Annotated in this window: 12 protein-coding genes and 1 pseudogene; 5 read left to right on the top strand and 8 right to left on the bottom strand. The window is 57.6% G+C overall.

Going from position 1 to position 14,243, the window contains the following annotated elements; genetic code table 11:
• The first annotated feature begins 367 nt into the window (after positions 1-367).
• Entirely contained in the window at positions 368-4,828 is a 4,461-nt protein-coding gene (gltB, locus tag CWM54_RS09935; RefSeq protein WP_077274658.1) for a glutamate synthase large subunit, read from the top strand.
• A gap of 9 nt (positions 4,829-4,837) precedes the next feature.
• Positions 4,838-6,256: a glutamate synthase subunit GltD gene (gltD, locus tag CWM54_RS09930; RefSeq protein WP_008806661.1), complete on the top strand. Its 1,419-nt coding sequence runs from the start codon at positions 4,838-4,840 to the stop codon at positions 6,254-6,256.
• Between the two features lie 55 nt (positions 6,257-6,311).
• Here the strand turns inward: gltD and CWM54_RS09925 are convergent, their stop codons facing one another.
• The 7 genes from CWM54_RS09925 to zapE all read right to left on the bottom strand — a co-directional run bounded on the left by CWM54_RS09925 (position 6,312) and on the right by zapE (position 10,817).
• Positions 6,312-7,016 carry an N-acetylmannosamine-6-phosphate 2-epimerase gene (locus CWM54_RS09925; RefSeq protein WP_100696958.1) on the bottom strand — a complete coding sequence of 235 codons (705 nt, stop codon included), beginning with the start codon at positions 7,014-7,016 and terminating at the stop codon, positions 6,312-6,314.
• Positions 7,017-7,135: 119 nt separating this feature from the next.
• The gene (gene sspB, locus CWM54_RS09920) at positions 7,136-7,630 is read right to left on the bottom strand and encodes a ClpXP protease specificity-enhancing factor (RefSeq protein ID WP_008806663.1); all 495 of its coding nucleotides are present in this window, start codon (positions 7,628-7,630) and stop codon (positions 7,136-7,138) included.
• 3 nt (positions 7,631-7,633) lie between these two features.
• Positions 7,634-8,272, bottom strand: coding sequence for a stringent starvation protein SspA (gene sspA, locus CWM54_RS09915; RefSeq protein WP_002918467.1), 639 nt, complete (start codon positions 8,270-8,272; stop codon positions 7,634-7,636).
• A 41-nt stretch (positions 8,273-8,313) separates the two neighbouring features.
• A complete protein-coding gene (locus tag CWM54_RS28535; RefSeq protein WP_136027183.1) occupies positions 8,314-8,526 on the bottom strand; it encodes a hypothetical protein in 213 nt (70 codons plus the stop codon).
• 57 nt (positions 8,527-8,583) lie between these two features.
• Positions 8,584-8,976 (bottom strand): 30S ribosomal protein S9, encoded by a 393-nt coding sequence (gene rpsI / locus CWM54_RS09905; RefSeq protein ID WP_000829815.1) that lies wholly within the window; start codon positions 8,974-8,976, stop codon positions 8,584-8,586.
• 15 nt (positions 8,977-8,991) lie between these two features.
• Positions 8,992-9,420, bottom strand: a complete 429-nt coding sequence (gene rplM / locus CWM54_RS09900) for a 50S ribosomal protein L13 (protein ID WP_002918559.1) — start codon at positions 9,418-9,420, stop codon at positions 8,992-8,994.
• Positions 9,421-9,686: 266 nt separating this feature from the next.
• Entirely contained in the window at positions 9,687-10,817 is a 1,131-nt protein-coding gene (gene zapE / locus CWM54_RS09895) for a cell division protein ZapE (protein ID WP_061153178.1), read from the bottom strand.
• 190 nt (positions 10,818-11,007) lie between these two features.
• Here zapE and zapG point away from each other — a divergent pair, with 190 nt between their 5' ends.
• The 3 genes from zapG to degS all read left to right on the top strand — a co-directional run bounded on the left by zapG (position 11,008) and on the right by degS (position 14,093).
• Positions 11,008-11,406 carry a Z-ring associated protein ZapG gene (gene zapG, locus CWM54_RS09890; protein WP_012540461.1) on the top strand — a complete coding sequence of 133 codons (399 nt, stop codon included), beginning with the start codon at positions 11,008-11,010 and terminating at the stop codon, positions 11,404-11,406.
• A 173-nt stretch (positions 11,407-11,579) separates the two neighbouring features.
• A complete protein-coding gene (gene degQ / locus CWM54_RS09885) occupies positions 11,580-12,947 on the top strand; it encodes a serine endoprotease DegQ (RefSeq protein WP_100680585.1) in 1,368 nt (455 codons plus the stop codon).
• An 87-nt stretch (positions 12,948-13,034) separates the two neighbouring features.
• Positions 13,035-14,093 (top strand): outer membrane-stress sensor serine endopeptidase DegS, encoded by a 1,059-nt coding sequence (gene degS, locus CWM54_RS09880; protein ID WP_008806667.1) that lies wholly within the window; start codon positions 13,035-13,037, stop codon positions 14,091-14,093.
• A 25-nt stretch (positions 14,094-14,118) separates the two neighbouring features.
• On the opposite strand, the pseudogene CWM54_RS29260 reads toward degS, so the two are convergent.
• Positions 14,119-14,243 (bottom strand): annotated as a pseudogene (locus tag CWM54_RS29260) (hypothetical protein); the annotation flags it as partial.

Genomic DNA, 14,243 nt, shown 5'->3' with positions numbered 1-14,243 from the left:
AGATCACACTAGCCTTACCCTAAGCAGGCGTATCAAGAGCACAAAAAATGGCACTATTTATTTTTAAAACAATAAGTTAATACCTGTATAGCACATTTTTGTATTAATAAGATTGCCATTTGACGTAAGTGTGGATTCCCGATAAGTTGGGGATCCGCTGGAAGCTTTCTGGATGAGCACTCTGCTCATCATATTTATGCAGTAATTGAGATTCCCTCTTAACAGCAAGTCCTCAAACTTGTGTACCGATGCGAAAAGGATTTAAAGAGGGCGAATGCGAGGTGCAAACCCCGTCGCCATGCTCTTTCTGTGCCTGTGCGCAATCGGTATCGGAGGGTGTCCGTAGAGCCTGGGGAGGTTCACTGATATGTTGTACGACAAATCCCTTGAGAGGGATAACTGTGGTTTCGGCCTGATCGCCCACATAGAAGGCGAACCTAGCCACAAGGTAGTGCGAACCGCGATACACGCACTGGCCCGCATGCAGCACCGTGGCGCAATCCTTGCCGATGGTAAAACCGGCGACGGTTGCGGTCTGCTGCTGCAAAAACCCGATCGTTTCTTCCGCATCGTTGCTGAAGAGCGCGGCTGGCGTTTAGCCAAAAACTACGCCGTTGGGATGCTGTTCCTGAATAAAGATCCTGAGCTGGCTAAAGCGGCGCGCCGCATCGTTGAAGAAGAACTTCAGCTTGAGACCCTGTCGATTGTCGGCTGGCGCGATGTGCCGACCAACGAAGGCGTCCTCGGTGAAATCGCCCTCTCCTCGCTGCCCCGTATTGAGCAAATCTTTGTGAACGCCCCGGCTGGCTGGCGCCCGCGCGATATGGAGCGCCGTCTGTTCATTGCGCGTCGTCGCATTGAAAAACGCCTGCAGGAAGACAAAGATTTCTACGTTTGTAGCCTGTCCAACCTGGTCAACATCTATAAAGGTCTGTGTATGCCGGCAGATTTGCCGCGCTTCTACCTGGACCTCGCGGATCTGCGCCTGGAGTCGGCCATCTGTCTGTTCCACCAGCGCTTCTCCACCAACACCGTGCCGCGCTGGCCGCTGGCCCAGCCGTTCCGTTACCTGGCGCATAACGGTGAAATCAACACCATCACCGGCAACCGCCAGTGGGCCCGCGCCCGTACCTATAAGTTCCAGACCCCGCTGATCCCGGATCTGCACGACGCCGCGCCGTTCGTTAACGAAACCGGCTCTGACTCCAGTTCAATGGACAACATGCTGGAGCTGCTGCTGGCCGGCGGGATGGATATCGTGCGCGCCATGCGCCTGCTGGTGCCGCCAGCCTGGCAGAACAACCCGGATATGGATCCGGAGCTGCGTTCGTTCTTCGACTTTAACTCCATGCATATGGAGCCGTGGGATGGCCCGGCGGGCATCGTCATGTCCGATGGCCGCTACGCTGCCTGTAACCTCGATCGTAATGGCCTGCGCCCGGCGCGCTACGTCATTACCAAAGATAAGCTCATCACCTGCGCCTCTGAAGTCGGTATCTGGGACTACCAGCCGGACGAAGTGGTCGAGAAAGGCCGCGTGGGCCCGGGCGAGCTGATGGTTATCGATACCCGCGCCGGACGCATTCTGCACTCGGCAGAAACCGATGACGATCTGAAGAGCCGCCACCCGTACAAAGAGTGGATGGAGAAAAACGTTCGTCGCCTGGTGCCGTTCGAAGATCTGCCGGAAGAAGAAGTCGGCAGCCGCCAACTGGATGACGACACGCTCGCCAGCTACCAGAAACAGTTTAACTACAGCGCGGAAGAGCTGGACTCCGTCCTGCGCGTGCTCGGCGAAAATGGCCAGGAAGCGGTCGGTTCGATGGGCGATGACACGCCTTTCGCCGTGCTCTCCAGCCAGCCGCGCATTATCTACGATTACTTCCGTCAGCAGTTCGCCCAGGTGACTAACCCGCCTATCGATCCGCTGCGTGAAGCGCACGTCATGTCGCTGGCCACCAGCATCGGTCGCGAAATGAATGTCTTCTGCGAAGCGGAAGGCCAGGCCCATCGCCTGAGCTTCAAATCGCCGATCCTGCTGTACTCCGATTTCAAACAGCTGACGACGATGGAAGAAGAGCACTATCGTGCCGACGTCCTCGACATCACATTTAACCCGGCAGAGACCTCCCTCGGCGAGACGGTGAAAGCCCTGTGTGACAAAGCAGAGCAAATGGTGCGCGAGGGTACCGTGCTGCTGGTGCTGTCCGACCGCAACATCGCCAAAGACCGCCTGCCGGTACCGGCGCCGATGGCCGTTGGCGCGATCCAGACCCGTCTGGTCGATAAAAGTCTGCGCTGCGATGCCAACATCATCGTTGAAACCGCCAGCGCCCGCGATCCGCATCACTTTGCGGTCCTGCTTGGCTTCGGCGCGACAGCTATCTATCCGTACCTCGCCTATGAAACCCTGGCGAAGCTGGTCGACAGCAAAGCTATCGATAAAGCCTACCGTGCGGTGATGCTGAACTATCGCAACGGTATCAACAAAGGTCTGTACAAGATCATGTCGAAGATGGGGATCTCCACCATCGCGTCCTACCGCTGCTCGAAGCTGTTCGAAGCCGTCGGTCTGCATCGCGAGGTTTCCGATCTCTGCTTCCAGGGCGTGGTCAGCCGCATCGGCGGCGCCGGCTTCGACGATTTCCAGCAGGATCTGCTGAATCTGTCGAAACGCGCCTGGCTGGCACGTAAGCCACTGGCTCAGGGCGGCCTGCTGAAGTTCGTGCACGGCGGCGAATATCACGCCTACAACCCGGACGTGGTTCAGACCCTGCAGAAGGCCGTGCAGAGCGGCGAATACAGCGACTATCAACAATACGCGAAGCTGGTTAACGAACGTCCGGCGGCCACGCTGCGCGATCTGCTGGCGCTCAATCCAGGCGAAGACGCTATCAGTATCGACGACGTAGAACCGGCGAAAGAGCTGTTCAAGCGCTTCGATACCGCGGCGATGTCGATCGGCGCCCTGAGCCCGGAAGCGCACGAATCGCTGGCGGAAGCGATGAACAGCATCGGCGGTTTCTCTAACTCCGGTGAAGGCGGTGAAGACCCGGCGCGCTACGGCACCAATAAAGTGTCGCGCATCAAGCAGGTCGCGTCCGGCCGCTTCGGCGTCACGCCAGCCTATCTGGTCAATGCCGACGTCATCCAGATCAAAGTCGCCCAGGGGGCGAAACCGGGTGAAGGTGGCCAGCTGCCAGGCGATAAAGTTACCCCGTATATCGCCAAACTGCGCTATTCCGTACCGGGCGTGACGCTGATCTCCCCGCCGCCGCACCACGATATCTACTCTATCGAGGATTTGGCACAGCTGATTTTCGACCTCAAGCAGGTCAACCCGAAAGCGATGATTTCGGTCAAACTGGTTTCTGAACCGGGTGTTGGCACCATCGCCACCGGCGTGGCCAAAGCCTATGCCGACCTGATCACCATCGCCGGCTACGACGGCGGCACCGGGGCGAGCCCGCTCTCTTCGGTGAAATATGCCGGCTGTCCGTGGGAGCTTGGCCTGGTGGAAACCCAGCAGGCGCTGGTTGCTAACGGTCTGCGTCATAAGATCCGTCTGCAGGTGGATGGCGGCCTGAAAACCGGCCTCGATATCATCAAAGCGGCGATCCTCGGCGCAGAGAGCTTCGGTTTCGGTACCGGCCCGATGGTCGCGCTGGGCTGTAAATACCTGCGTATTTGCCACCTGAACAACTGCGCGACCGGCGTGGCGACTCAGGATGACAAACTGCGTAAGAACCACTATCACGGTCTGCCGTTCAAAGTGACCAACTACTTTGAATTTATCGCCCGTGAGACCCGCGAGCTGATGGCCCAGCTGGGCGTCAAGCGTCTGGTGGATCTGATTGGCCGCACCGATCTGCTCAAAGAGCTGGATGGGTTTACTGCCAAACAGCAGAAACTGGATCTGGGTAAACTGCTGGAGACCGCAGAGCCGCATCCGGGCAAAGCGCTGTACTGCACCGAGAACAACCCACCGTTCGATAACGGTGTACTCAACGCGCAGCTGCTGCAGCAGGCGAAACCGTACGTGGATGAAAAGCAGAGCAAAACGTTCTGGTTCGATATCCGCAATACCGACCGCTCCGTGGGGGCCTCGCTGTCCGGGTATATTGCCCAGACCCATGGTGACCAGGGACTGGCCGGGGATCCGATCGTCGCCCACTTTAGCGGCACCGCAGGCCAGAGCTTCGGCGTGTGGAACGCCGGTGGCGTAGAGCTGCATCTGACCGGCGATGCCAACGACTATGTCGGGAAAGGCATGGCGGGCGGTCTGCTGGCCATTCGTCCTCCGGTCGGCTCTGCGTTCCGCAGCCATGAAGCCAGCATTATCGGCAACACCTGCCTGTACGGCGCGACCGGTGGTCGTCTGTACGCCGCAGGCCGCGCAGGCGAGCGTTTCGCCGTGCGTAACTCCGGCGCCATTACCGTGGTGGAAGGCATCGGTGACAACGGCTGTGAATATATGACCGGCGGCATCGTCTGCGTGCTCGGTAAAACCGGCGTCAACTTTGGCGCAGGGATGACCGGCGGCTTTGCTTATGTCCTGGATGAAGATGGCGACTTCCGTAAACGCGTGAACCCGGAACTGGTGGAAGTGCTGGACGTTGATTCTCTGGCTATCCATGAAGAGCACCTGCGCGGTTTAATCACCGAACACGTGCAGCTTACCGGTTCGCAACGTGGCGAAGAGATCCTCGCCAACTGGCCGGCCTTCTCCGCGAAGTTTGCGCTGGTTAAACCGAAGTCCAGCGATGTTAAAGCACTGTTGGGTCACCGTAGTCGTTCCGCAGCTGAGCTGCGGGTGCAGGCGCAGTAAGGGGTTAAGATGAGTCAGAACGTTTATCAATTTATCGACCTGCAGCGCGTTGATCCGCCAAAGAAACCGCTGAAGATCCGTAAAATTGAGTTTGTGGAAATTTACGAGCCGTTTTCAGAAGGCCAGGCCAAGGCGCAGGCAGATCGCTGCCTCTCCTGCGGCAACCCGTACTGCGAATGGAAATGCCCGGTGCATAACTACATCCCGAACTGGCTGAAGCTGGCCAACGAGGGGCGTATTTTTGAGGCGGCTGAGCTGTCGCATCAGACCAACACCCTGCCGGAAGTCTGCGGGCGCGTTTGCCCGCAGGACCGCCTGTGTGAAGGTTCCTGTACGCTGAACGATGAGTTCGGCGCGGTGACCATCGGCAACATCGAACGCTATATCAATGACAAAGCGTTTGAAATGGGCTGGCGTCCGGATCTCTCCGGCGTGAAGCCGACCGGTAAAACCGTCGCTATTATCGGTGCTGGCCCGGCGGGCCTCGCCTGTGCCGATGTGCTGACCCGCAACGGCGTCAAAGCGGTGGTGTTTGACCGCCATCCGGAAATCGGTGGCCTGCTGACCTTCGGTATCCCGGCGTTCAAGCTGGAAAAAGAGGTGATGACCCGCCGCCGTGAAATCTTCACCGGCATGGGCATTGAGTTCAAACTCAATACCGAAGTGGGCCGTGACGTGCAGCTCGACGACCTGCTGAAGGAGTACGATGCCGTGTTCCTCGGCGTCGGGACCTATCAGTCGATGCGCGGTGGACTGGACAACGAAGACGCCCCGGGCGTCTACGACGCGCTGCCGTTCCTGATCGCTAACACCAAGCAGATCATGGGCTTCGGTGAAACCGCTGATGAGCCCTACGTCAGCATGGAAGGCAAACGCGTGGTCGTGCTCGGCGGTGGCGACACCGCGATGGACTGCGTGCGGACCTCCATTCGTCAGAATGCGGCGCACGTGATCTGTGCCTATCGTCGTGACGAAGAGAACATGCCGGGTTCAAAACGCGAAGTGAAAAACGCGCGTGAAGAAGGCGTGGAGTTCCAGTTCAACGTCCAGCCGCTGGGTGTGGAAGTGAATGCCAATGGCAAAGTGTGCGGCGTGAAGATGGCACGCACCGAGATGGGCCAGCCGGACGCGAAAGGCCGCCGTCGCGCGGAGATCGTCGCCGGTTCTGAACACGTGGTGCCGGCTGATGCGGTGGTAATGGCCTTTGGCTTCCGTCCGCACAGCATGGAGTGGCTGGCGAAGCACAGCGTCGAGCTGGACTCTCAGGGCCGCATCATCGCGCCGGAAGGCAGCGACAACGCGTTCCAGACCAGCAACCCGAAAATCTTCGCCGGTGGCGATATCGTTCGCGGTTCCGACCTGGTGGTCACTGCGATTGCCGAAGGCCGTAAAGCGGCGGACGGGATCCTGAACTACCTTGAAGTCTGATTAGACTCTGAGCCTCAGCGCATAAAAGCCCGATGGTTAACGCCATCGGGCTTTTTTATTGCTCATTCGCCGGGCAAACCGCCGCTTTCAGCGCCGAATTATACCAGCCGCAGATATGCTCTAAGCGGGTGATCGCCGATCCGACGGTTACCGCCCACGCACCGCAACGCATCGCCTCAGCCGCCTGCGCAGGCGTATTGTAGCGCCCCTCAGCGATGACTCTGCATCCCGCGGCGCTCAGGCTTTTCACCAGCGCCAGGTCCGGTTCGTCCGGTGTCTCCTCTGCGGTATAGCCTGAGAGGGTGGTGCCAACCATATCGAAACCCAATTGCCAGCATTCCAGGGCATCGTCGAGAGAGGAACAATCTGCCATCGCGTTTTTCCCCTGGCGGTGAATGGCCGCCAACAACGATGCGACAGAGGCCGGACGCTGACGCCGCGTGCCGTCAACCGCAATGATATCGGCCCCCGCCTGCGCCAGGGCATTCACATCCTCAAGCCACGGCGTAATACGCACCGGACTATCATGCAGATCGCGCTTAATCAGCGCGATAATGGGCACCGTCACTAACGGACGAACGGCATGCAGGTTGGCCAGACCTTCTATGCGCAGCGCCACCGCCCCCGCCTGCTCTGCCGCCAGCGCCATCGCCGCGACGATGGTGGGGTTATCCAGCGGGCTGCCCGGTACCGGCTGACAGGAGACAATTAACCCGCCGTCATGGCGAATACGCCGATCCAGTTGTGCAAGTAAAGACATGACTGCTCCCTGAAAGATAAGTGTGGCAATAACAGTATCAGCCGCAGGACGCGTGATGTGTGGCGGGGTTAACAAAGCAGGCAGGCAAAAAAAACAGGCCCCGGAGGGCCTGTCAGGCGTTACTTCACAACGCGGAGCGCCGGGCGACCACCGCGCGGCGGCGGCGTGTCGTCAGGATCGTCGTCGTGATTATCCGGCTTATCGCCATCAATCACCGACATCACCGTTTCGCTTTCGCTCTCAGGCGCGACGTCATCATCGTTGAGGCTGCTGACATCTTCGTCATAGGCCGCCTCAGGTTCGAACATCGTGCCAGCGCCGTTCTCACGGGCATAGATGGCGAGTACCGCAGCCAGCGGGACGGAAACGTTACGCGGAACGCCGCCAAAGCGCGCGTTAAAACGCACCTCGTCATTCGCCAGCTCCAGATTGCCGACCGCACGCGGGGCAATATTGAGAACGATTTGACCGTCGCGCGCGTACTCCATCGGTACGAGCACGCCCGGCAGAGTGACATCCACTACCAGGTGCGGCGTCAGCTGGTTATCCAGCAGCCACTCATAAAACGCCCGCAATAAATACGGACGACGCGGCGTCAGCTGTGATACATCCATTATTTAGCCCCGACCGAGGCGCATTTCACGCTCGGCTTCAGTTAAAGAAGCGAGGAAGGAATCACGCTCAAATACGCGAGTCATGTAGCCTTTGAGCTCTTTCGCGCCTGCGCCAACCAGTTCCACACCGAGAACCGGCAGACGCCACAGCAGCGGCGCCAGGTAGCAATCTACCAGGCTGAACTCGTCGCTCAGGAAGTAAGGTTTCTGGGTGAAGACCGGCGCGATAGCCAGCAGTTCTTCACGCAGCTGCTTACGCGCAGCATCAGCTTGTGCTGCGGTACCGCTCTGGATGGTATTCATCAGCGAATACCAGTCCTTCTCGATACGTTGCATATACAGGCGGCTTTCTCCACGCGCCACCGGATAAACCGGCATTAACGGCGGATGCGGGAAACGCTCATCCAGATACTCCATAATGATGCGAGATTCCCACAGAGTGAGCTCACGATCCACCAGCGTCGGTACGCTTTGATTCGGGTTGAGGTCAATCAGATCCTGAGGTGGGTTGTCCTTCTCCACGTGCTCTATCTCAAAACTGACACCCTTCTCAGCCAGCACAATGCGGACCTGATGGCTATAGATGTCAGTAGGACCAGAAAACAGCGTCATTACCGAACGTTTGTTGGCAGCGACAGCCATGAAAACCTCCAGGTATATTCAGAATTTTGTACTGCTGCCAGTCACTCATGACCGGCCAGATGTAAAAACCCCAGTAGCGTGATGTCACCTTCGTTCACGAATAAAACAAAAAATGAACAATCACCAGCATTTGGGCAGAAAATTGGATGATAGTTTACCAGATTTTGAAGACGTTGTGGTGAGGGGATTCTGGAAATGCTGAAAAAGTGGCGAAAAGCGGCGGCATGATTGTGGATAACAGCCGTTTTATCCATAAAAAAACCCGCCGGAGCGGGTTTTTTCGCAAATTGTTCTGCGTGAGCAGAAAACAATTAACGTTTGGAGAACTGCGGACGACGACGTGCTTTACGCAGGCCGACTTTCTTACGTTCAACCTGACGAGCATCACGAGTAACGAAGCCTGCTTTACGCAGTTCGCCACGCAGAGACTCATCGTACTCCATCAGAGCGCGGGTGATACCGTGACGGATCGCACCAGCCTGACCAGAGATACCACCACCTTTAACAGTGATGTACAGATCCAGTTTCTCAACCATGTCGACCAGTTCCAGCGGCTGGCGAACTACCATGCGGGCAGTTTCGCGACCGAAGTACTGTTCCAGAGAACGCTGGTTGATAACGATTTTGCCGTTGCCCGGTTTGATGAAAACGCGAGCTGCGGAACTTTTGCGGCGACCAGTGCCGTAGTATTGATTTTCAGCCATTGCCTATAATCCCGATTAGATGTCAAGAACTTGCGGTTGCTGTGCCGCGTGGTTGTGCTCGTTACCCGCGTAAACTTTCAGTTTACGGTACATAGCACGACCCAGCGGGCCTTTTGGCAGCATGCCTTTAACCGCGATTTCAATCACACGCTCAGGACGGCGGGCAATCATCTCTTCAAAGGTCGCTTCTTTGATACCACCGATGTGGCCGGTGTGGTGGTAGTACATTTTGTCTTCGCGCTTGTTGCCGGTTACAGCAACTTTTTCTGCGTTCAGAACGATGATGTAATCACCGGTATCAACGTGCGGAGTGTATTCCGCTTTATGCTTACCGCGCAGGCGACGAGCCAGTTCAGTAGCCAGACGGCCCAGAGTTTTACCGGTCGCGTCAACAACATACCAGTCGCGTTTTACGGTTTCTGGTTTAGCTGTAAAAGTTTTCATTAAAAGCTTACCCAAATAATAAGTTACACGTTGGTGAACACCCAAACGTTTAGTCAGTTGAGGTTCACACGACATTGTCCAGCAAACCTACCCCTTCGAATAGCCTATGCCGGCACATAGAAAGTTTCGGGAAAAAAACCTTCTTGTAACGTGGGGTCGCAAGATTATAGAGAAGTCGGGGTCAAAGATCGACCCCTTTATGAGATTTTTCAGGCAGGTCCCGGGGCGGCCTTCCGGCCCTGAATCTGCCGGGAAAAAGTGCCCTGTCAGGGCATGTGCGGACGCTTGAGGTACTCTTCGCTCTGCATTTCCTGCAGACGCGACAGACAGCGCTGAAACTCAAACTTCAGCCGCTCACCCTGATAAATGTCGTACAGCGGCACCGCGGCGCTGACCACCAGCTTCACGTGGCGCTCATAGAACTCATCCACCAGAGCGATAAAGCGCCGCGCTTCGCTCTCCAGCTGCGCGGTCATCACCGGCACGTCGAGCAGCATCACGGTGTGGAACAGACGGGAGAGAGCAATATAGTCATGCTGGCTACGGGCATCCACACACAGCGTGGCGAACGACGCCGCCAGCGTCTGGTTTTCGACGCCAAGCGTGGGCAGCTCGCGGTGGTTGATCTCCAGCGTCGGGCCGACAGCCGCGCGCGGCGCCCCGGCTAGCGCCAGCCACAGTTTATCCATCTGTTCGCGAGTTTCACTGTTCAGCGGCGACAGCCACAGGTGCGCCTGCGTCAGCGTACGCAGACGATAATCGATGCCGGCATCGACGTTCATAATATCGCAATGCTGCTTGATGGCGTCGATAGCAGGCAGAAAACGAGCGCGCTGCAGGCCATTGCGATAGAGCTCATCCGGCGGAATATTGGAGGTGGCGACCAGGGTGATGCCACGGGCAAACAGGGCTTTCATCAACCCGCCCAACAGCATGGCATCGGTAATATCGGAGACGAAAAACTCGTCGAAACAGAGCACATCGGTTTCCGCTTTAAAGCGGTCGGCGACAATCTCCAGCGGGTCGCTATGTCCCTGCAGGGTGGTCAGCTCTTCGTGCACGCGCAGCATAAAGCGATGAAAATGCAGGCGCTGCTTACGCTCGCCTGGCAGGCTCTGGTAAAACAGGTCCATCAGCCAGGTTTTTCCCCGCCCCACGCCGCCCCACATATACAGGCCGCGGACAGGTGCCGCCTCGGCAGCCGGTTCGCGCTTACCCAGCAGTTTGCCGAATTTCGCGCGCAAACCGCCGCCTGACGCGACGGGCGCGGGCTGAGTCTGCAGTTCCTGGTAAATGGTATCAAGGCGGCTCACCGCTTCTTGCTGGACGTCGTCGGGTTGATGGCTGCCCTCTTTCAGGGCTAAAAGGTAACGCGATGTTGGAGACAGGCTTTGCATGATCTAATTGTTATTCCTTGAAAACCGTAATGCCGAAGCTCACGATTGACGAAAAAAAGGCCGTTCTACACTACGCGATGATACGCCAGGATTCCACTTCTGTGGAATTAGCGGTTATAGTGGCACTATCGGGCGCAGGCGGAGAGCCTAACAGCCACCCTACGGAACCACAAAACAACGGGAGATGTTCATGACCTGGGAATACGCGCTAATTGGATTAGTCGTCGGTATCATTATTGGTGCCGTCGCCATGCGTTTCGGCAACCGCAAACTGCGCCAGCAGCAGGCGCTGCAGTTCGAACTGGAAAAAAATAAAGCCGAGCTTGAAGAATACCGTGAAGAGCTGGTCAGCCACTTCGCGCGCAGCGCCGAACTGCTGGATAACATGGCGCACGACTATCGTCAGCTGTATCAGCATATGGCGAAAAGCTCTAACAACCTGCTGCCGGACTCTATGGCAGACGCCAACCCGTTCCGCAACCGCCTGGAAGAGTCAGAAGCCAGCAACGATCAGGCCCCTGTCCAGATGCCGCGCGACTATTCTGAAGGCGCATCCGGTTTACTGCGCGGTGGCGCAAAACGCGATTAACTGATCGCGTCTGATAAAATATCTCCGGGCGCGCCCACCGCGCCCGCTCCTTCCCCCACTTCCCGGCTACAATTTAAACCAGTACCCACATTGTTACCTGTGCAAAAATTCAATAACATCAGGTTATTCAGGACGTTTTTCCATACACCTCAGGTTACGAGAGCCAGCATCTAATGAAGAAACAGACTTTGCTGTTGAGTGCGTTAGCGTTAAGCATTGGGTTATCGTTGTCGGCCCTGCCTCCGGCAGCAGCATCCTTACCGACTCAGGTGCCCGGCCAGGGCGCGTTACCGAGCCTGGCGCCGATGCTGGAAAAGGTCCTGCCAGCGGTGGTCAGCGTGCAGGTGGAAGGCACCGCCTCGCCGACGCTCAATATGCCGGAAGAGCTGAAGAAATATTTTGGTGATAACGCCCCGCAGGAGCAGGCGCAGCCGTTTGAAGGGCTCGGCTCCGGTGTCATCATCGACGCAGCGAAGGGCTACGTGCTAACCAATAACCACGTCATCAATCAGGCGCAGAAGATCAGCGTCCAGCTGAACGATGGCCGTGAGTTTGATGCCAAACTGGTCGGCAGCGATGAACAGAGCGACATTGCGCTGCTGCAACTGGTTAAGCCGGCGAACCTGACGCAAATCGCCATTGCTGACTCCGATAAACTCCGCGTCGGCGACTTCGCTGTCGCCGTCGGCAACCCGTTCGGCCTTGGCCAGACTGCCACCTCCGGCATTATCTCAGCCCTTGGCCGCAGCGGCCTGAATCTTGAAGGGCTGGAGAATTTCATCCAGACCGATGCCTCGATTAACCGCGGCAACTCTGGCGGCGCGCTGCTGAACCTCAATGGCGAGCTTATCGGGATCAACACCGCGATCCTGGCGCCGGGCGGCGGCAGCATCGGCATCGGCTTTGCCATTCCAAGCAACATGGCGAAAACCCTCGCCGACCAGCTCATTCAGTTTGGCGAAATCAAACGCGGCCTGCTGGGCATTAAAGGCATGGAAATGAGCGCCGATATCGCCAAGGCGATGAATCTCGACGTTCAGCGCGGCGCCTTCGTCAGTGAAGTGTTACCAAACTCCGGTTCCGCCAAAGCAGGGATCAAATCCGGCGACGTCATTGTCAGTCTGAACGGCAAGCCGCTGAACAGTTTTGCCGAACTGCGCTCGCGTATCGCCACCACCGAACCGGGGACCAAGGTCAAACTTGGCCTGCTGCGCGATGGAAAACCGGTCGATGTCGAAGTGACGCTGGATAAGAGCACCTCCTCCACCGCCAGCGCCGAGCTGATTATCCCAGCCCTGCAGGGAGCCTCATTCAGCGATGGTCAGATGAAGGACGGTACCAAAGGCGTGGTGATCGATAATGTCGATAAAGGCAGCGCCGCCGCCCAGGTCGGCCTGCATAAGGATGACATTATCATTGGCCTTAACCGGGAACGTATTCACTCGATTGCCGAACTGCGCAAAGTGCTTGAAGGCAAACCGCCGGTCATCGCCCTGAACGTGATCCGCGGCAACGAAAGCATTTATCTGCTGCTGCGCTGATTGTCTTCCCGGACATCGCCGCCATGTGCGATGTCCGGACAACTCATGCTATGCTGCGTCTGACCATTCATTAACGATACTTGCATCATGCCTGGAAAGTTATTACGTTCGATACTTATCGGTTTGATTGTCGGGGGCCTGCTGCTGGCCCTGATGCCATCGCTGCGCCAGTGGCAACTGACGCCGACCACCCAAAACGATACGGCAGACGACTCCCCTGTGAGCTATAACGCCGCCGTACGCCGCGCGGCGCCCGCCGTGGTGAACGTCTATAACCGCGCCCTGAACAGCACCAGCCATAATCAGCTGACGCTTGGCTCCGGGGTGATCATGGACCAGCGCGGCTATATCCTGACCAACAAACACGTTATCAACGATGCCGATCAGATCATTGTCGCGCTGCAGGACGGCCGCGTCTTCGAAGCGCTGCTGGTCGGCTCCGACACCCTGACTGACCTCGCCGTGCTGAAGATCAACGCCACCGGCGGGCTGCCGGTGATCCCGATCAACCCGAAACGCACGCCGCATATTGGCGATGTCGTCCTGGCGATTGGCAACCCCTATAACCTGGGGCAGACCATCACTCAGGGGATCATCAGCGCCACAGGGCGCATTGGCCTCAACCCGACCGGCCGCCAGAACTTCCTGCAGACTGACGCCTCGATTAACCACGGTAACTCGGGTGGGGCGCTGGTGAACTCCCTCGGCGAGCTGATGGGGATTAACACCCTTTCCTTTGACAAGAGCAATGACGGCGAAACGCCGGAAGGCATTGGCTTTGCGATCCCGTTCCAGTTAGCGACCAAAATTATGGATAAGCTGATCCGGGATGGCCGGGTGATCCGCGGCTATATCGGCATTAGCGGCCGGGAGATCGCCCCGCTGCACGCGCAGGGTGGCGGGATCGATCAGATCCAGGGGATCGTGGTTAACGATGTGGCGCCGGACGGACCGGCCGCGCAAGCCGGGATCCGCGCCAACGACGTGATCATCTCTGTAAATGACAAACCCGCGGTCTCTGCGCTGGAGACGATGGATCAGGTGGCCGAGATCCGCCCGGGATCGGAAATTCCGGTGGTTATCATGCGTGATGATAAGAAAATTACGCTCCATATCGCCGTCCAGGAATACCCGGCCACCAACTAAACGGCTCCCCGTTTGGGGAGCCTCGTTAATCGCTAAATACCGGACCGGCCGGGAATCTGACCAGAAACCCGGTCACCGCCAGCAGCGATCTCAGCGCGGGCCAGACTATCTGTCGCTCGCGAAGCTCATCATCCAGCGTCAGTAGCGCAA

The sequence above is a fragment of the Klebsiella sp. D-Nf1 genome (assembly GCF_002810515.1).
GTDB lineage: Bacteria > Pseudomonadota > Gammaproteobacteria > Enterobacterales > Enterobacteriaceae > Klebsiella > Klebsiella variicola.
The sequence above is the reverse complement of the archived record's forward strand: the minus strand, read 5'-3'. Positions and strand labels throughout refer to the sequence as shown.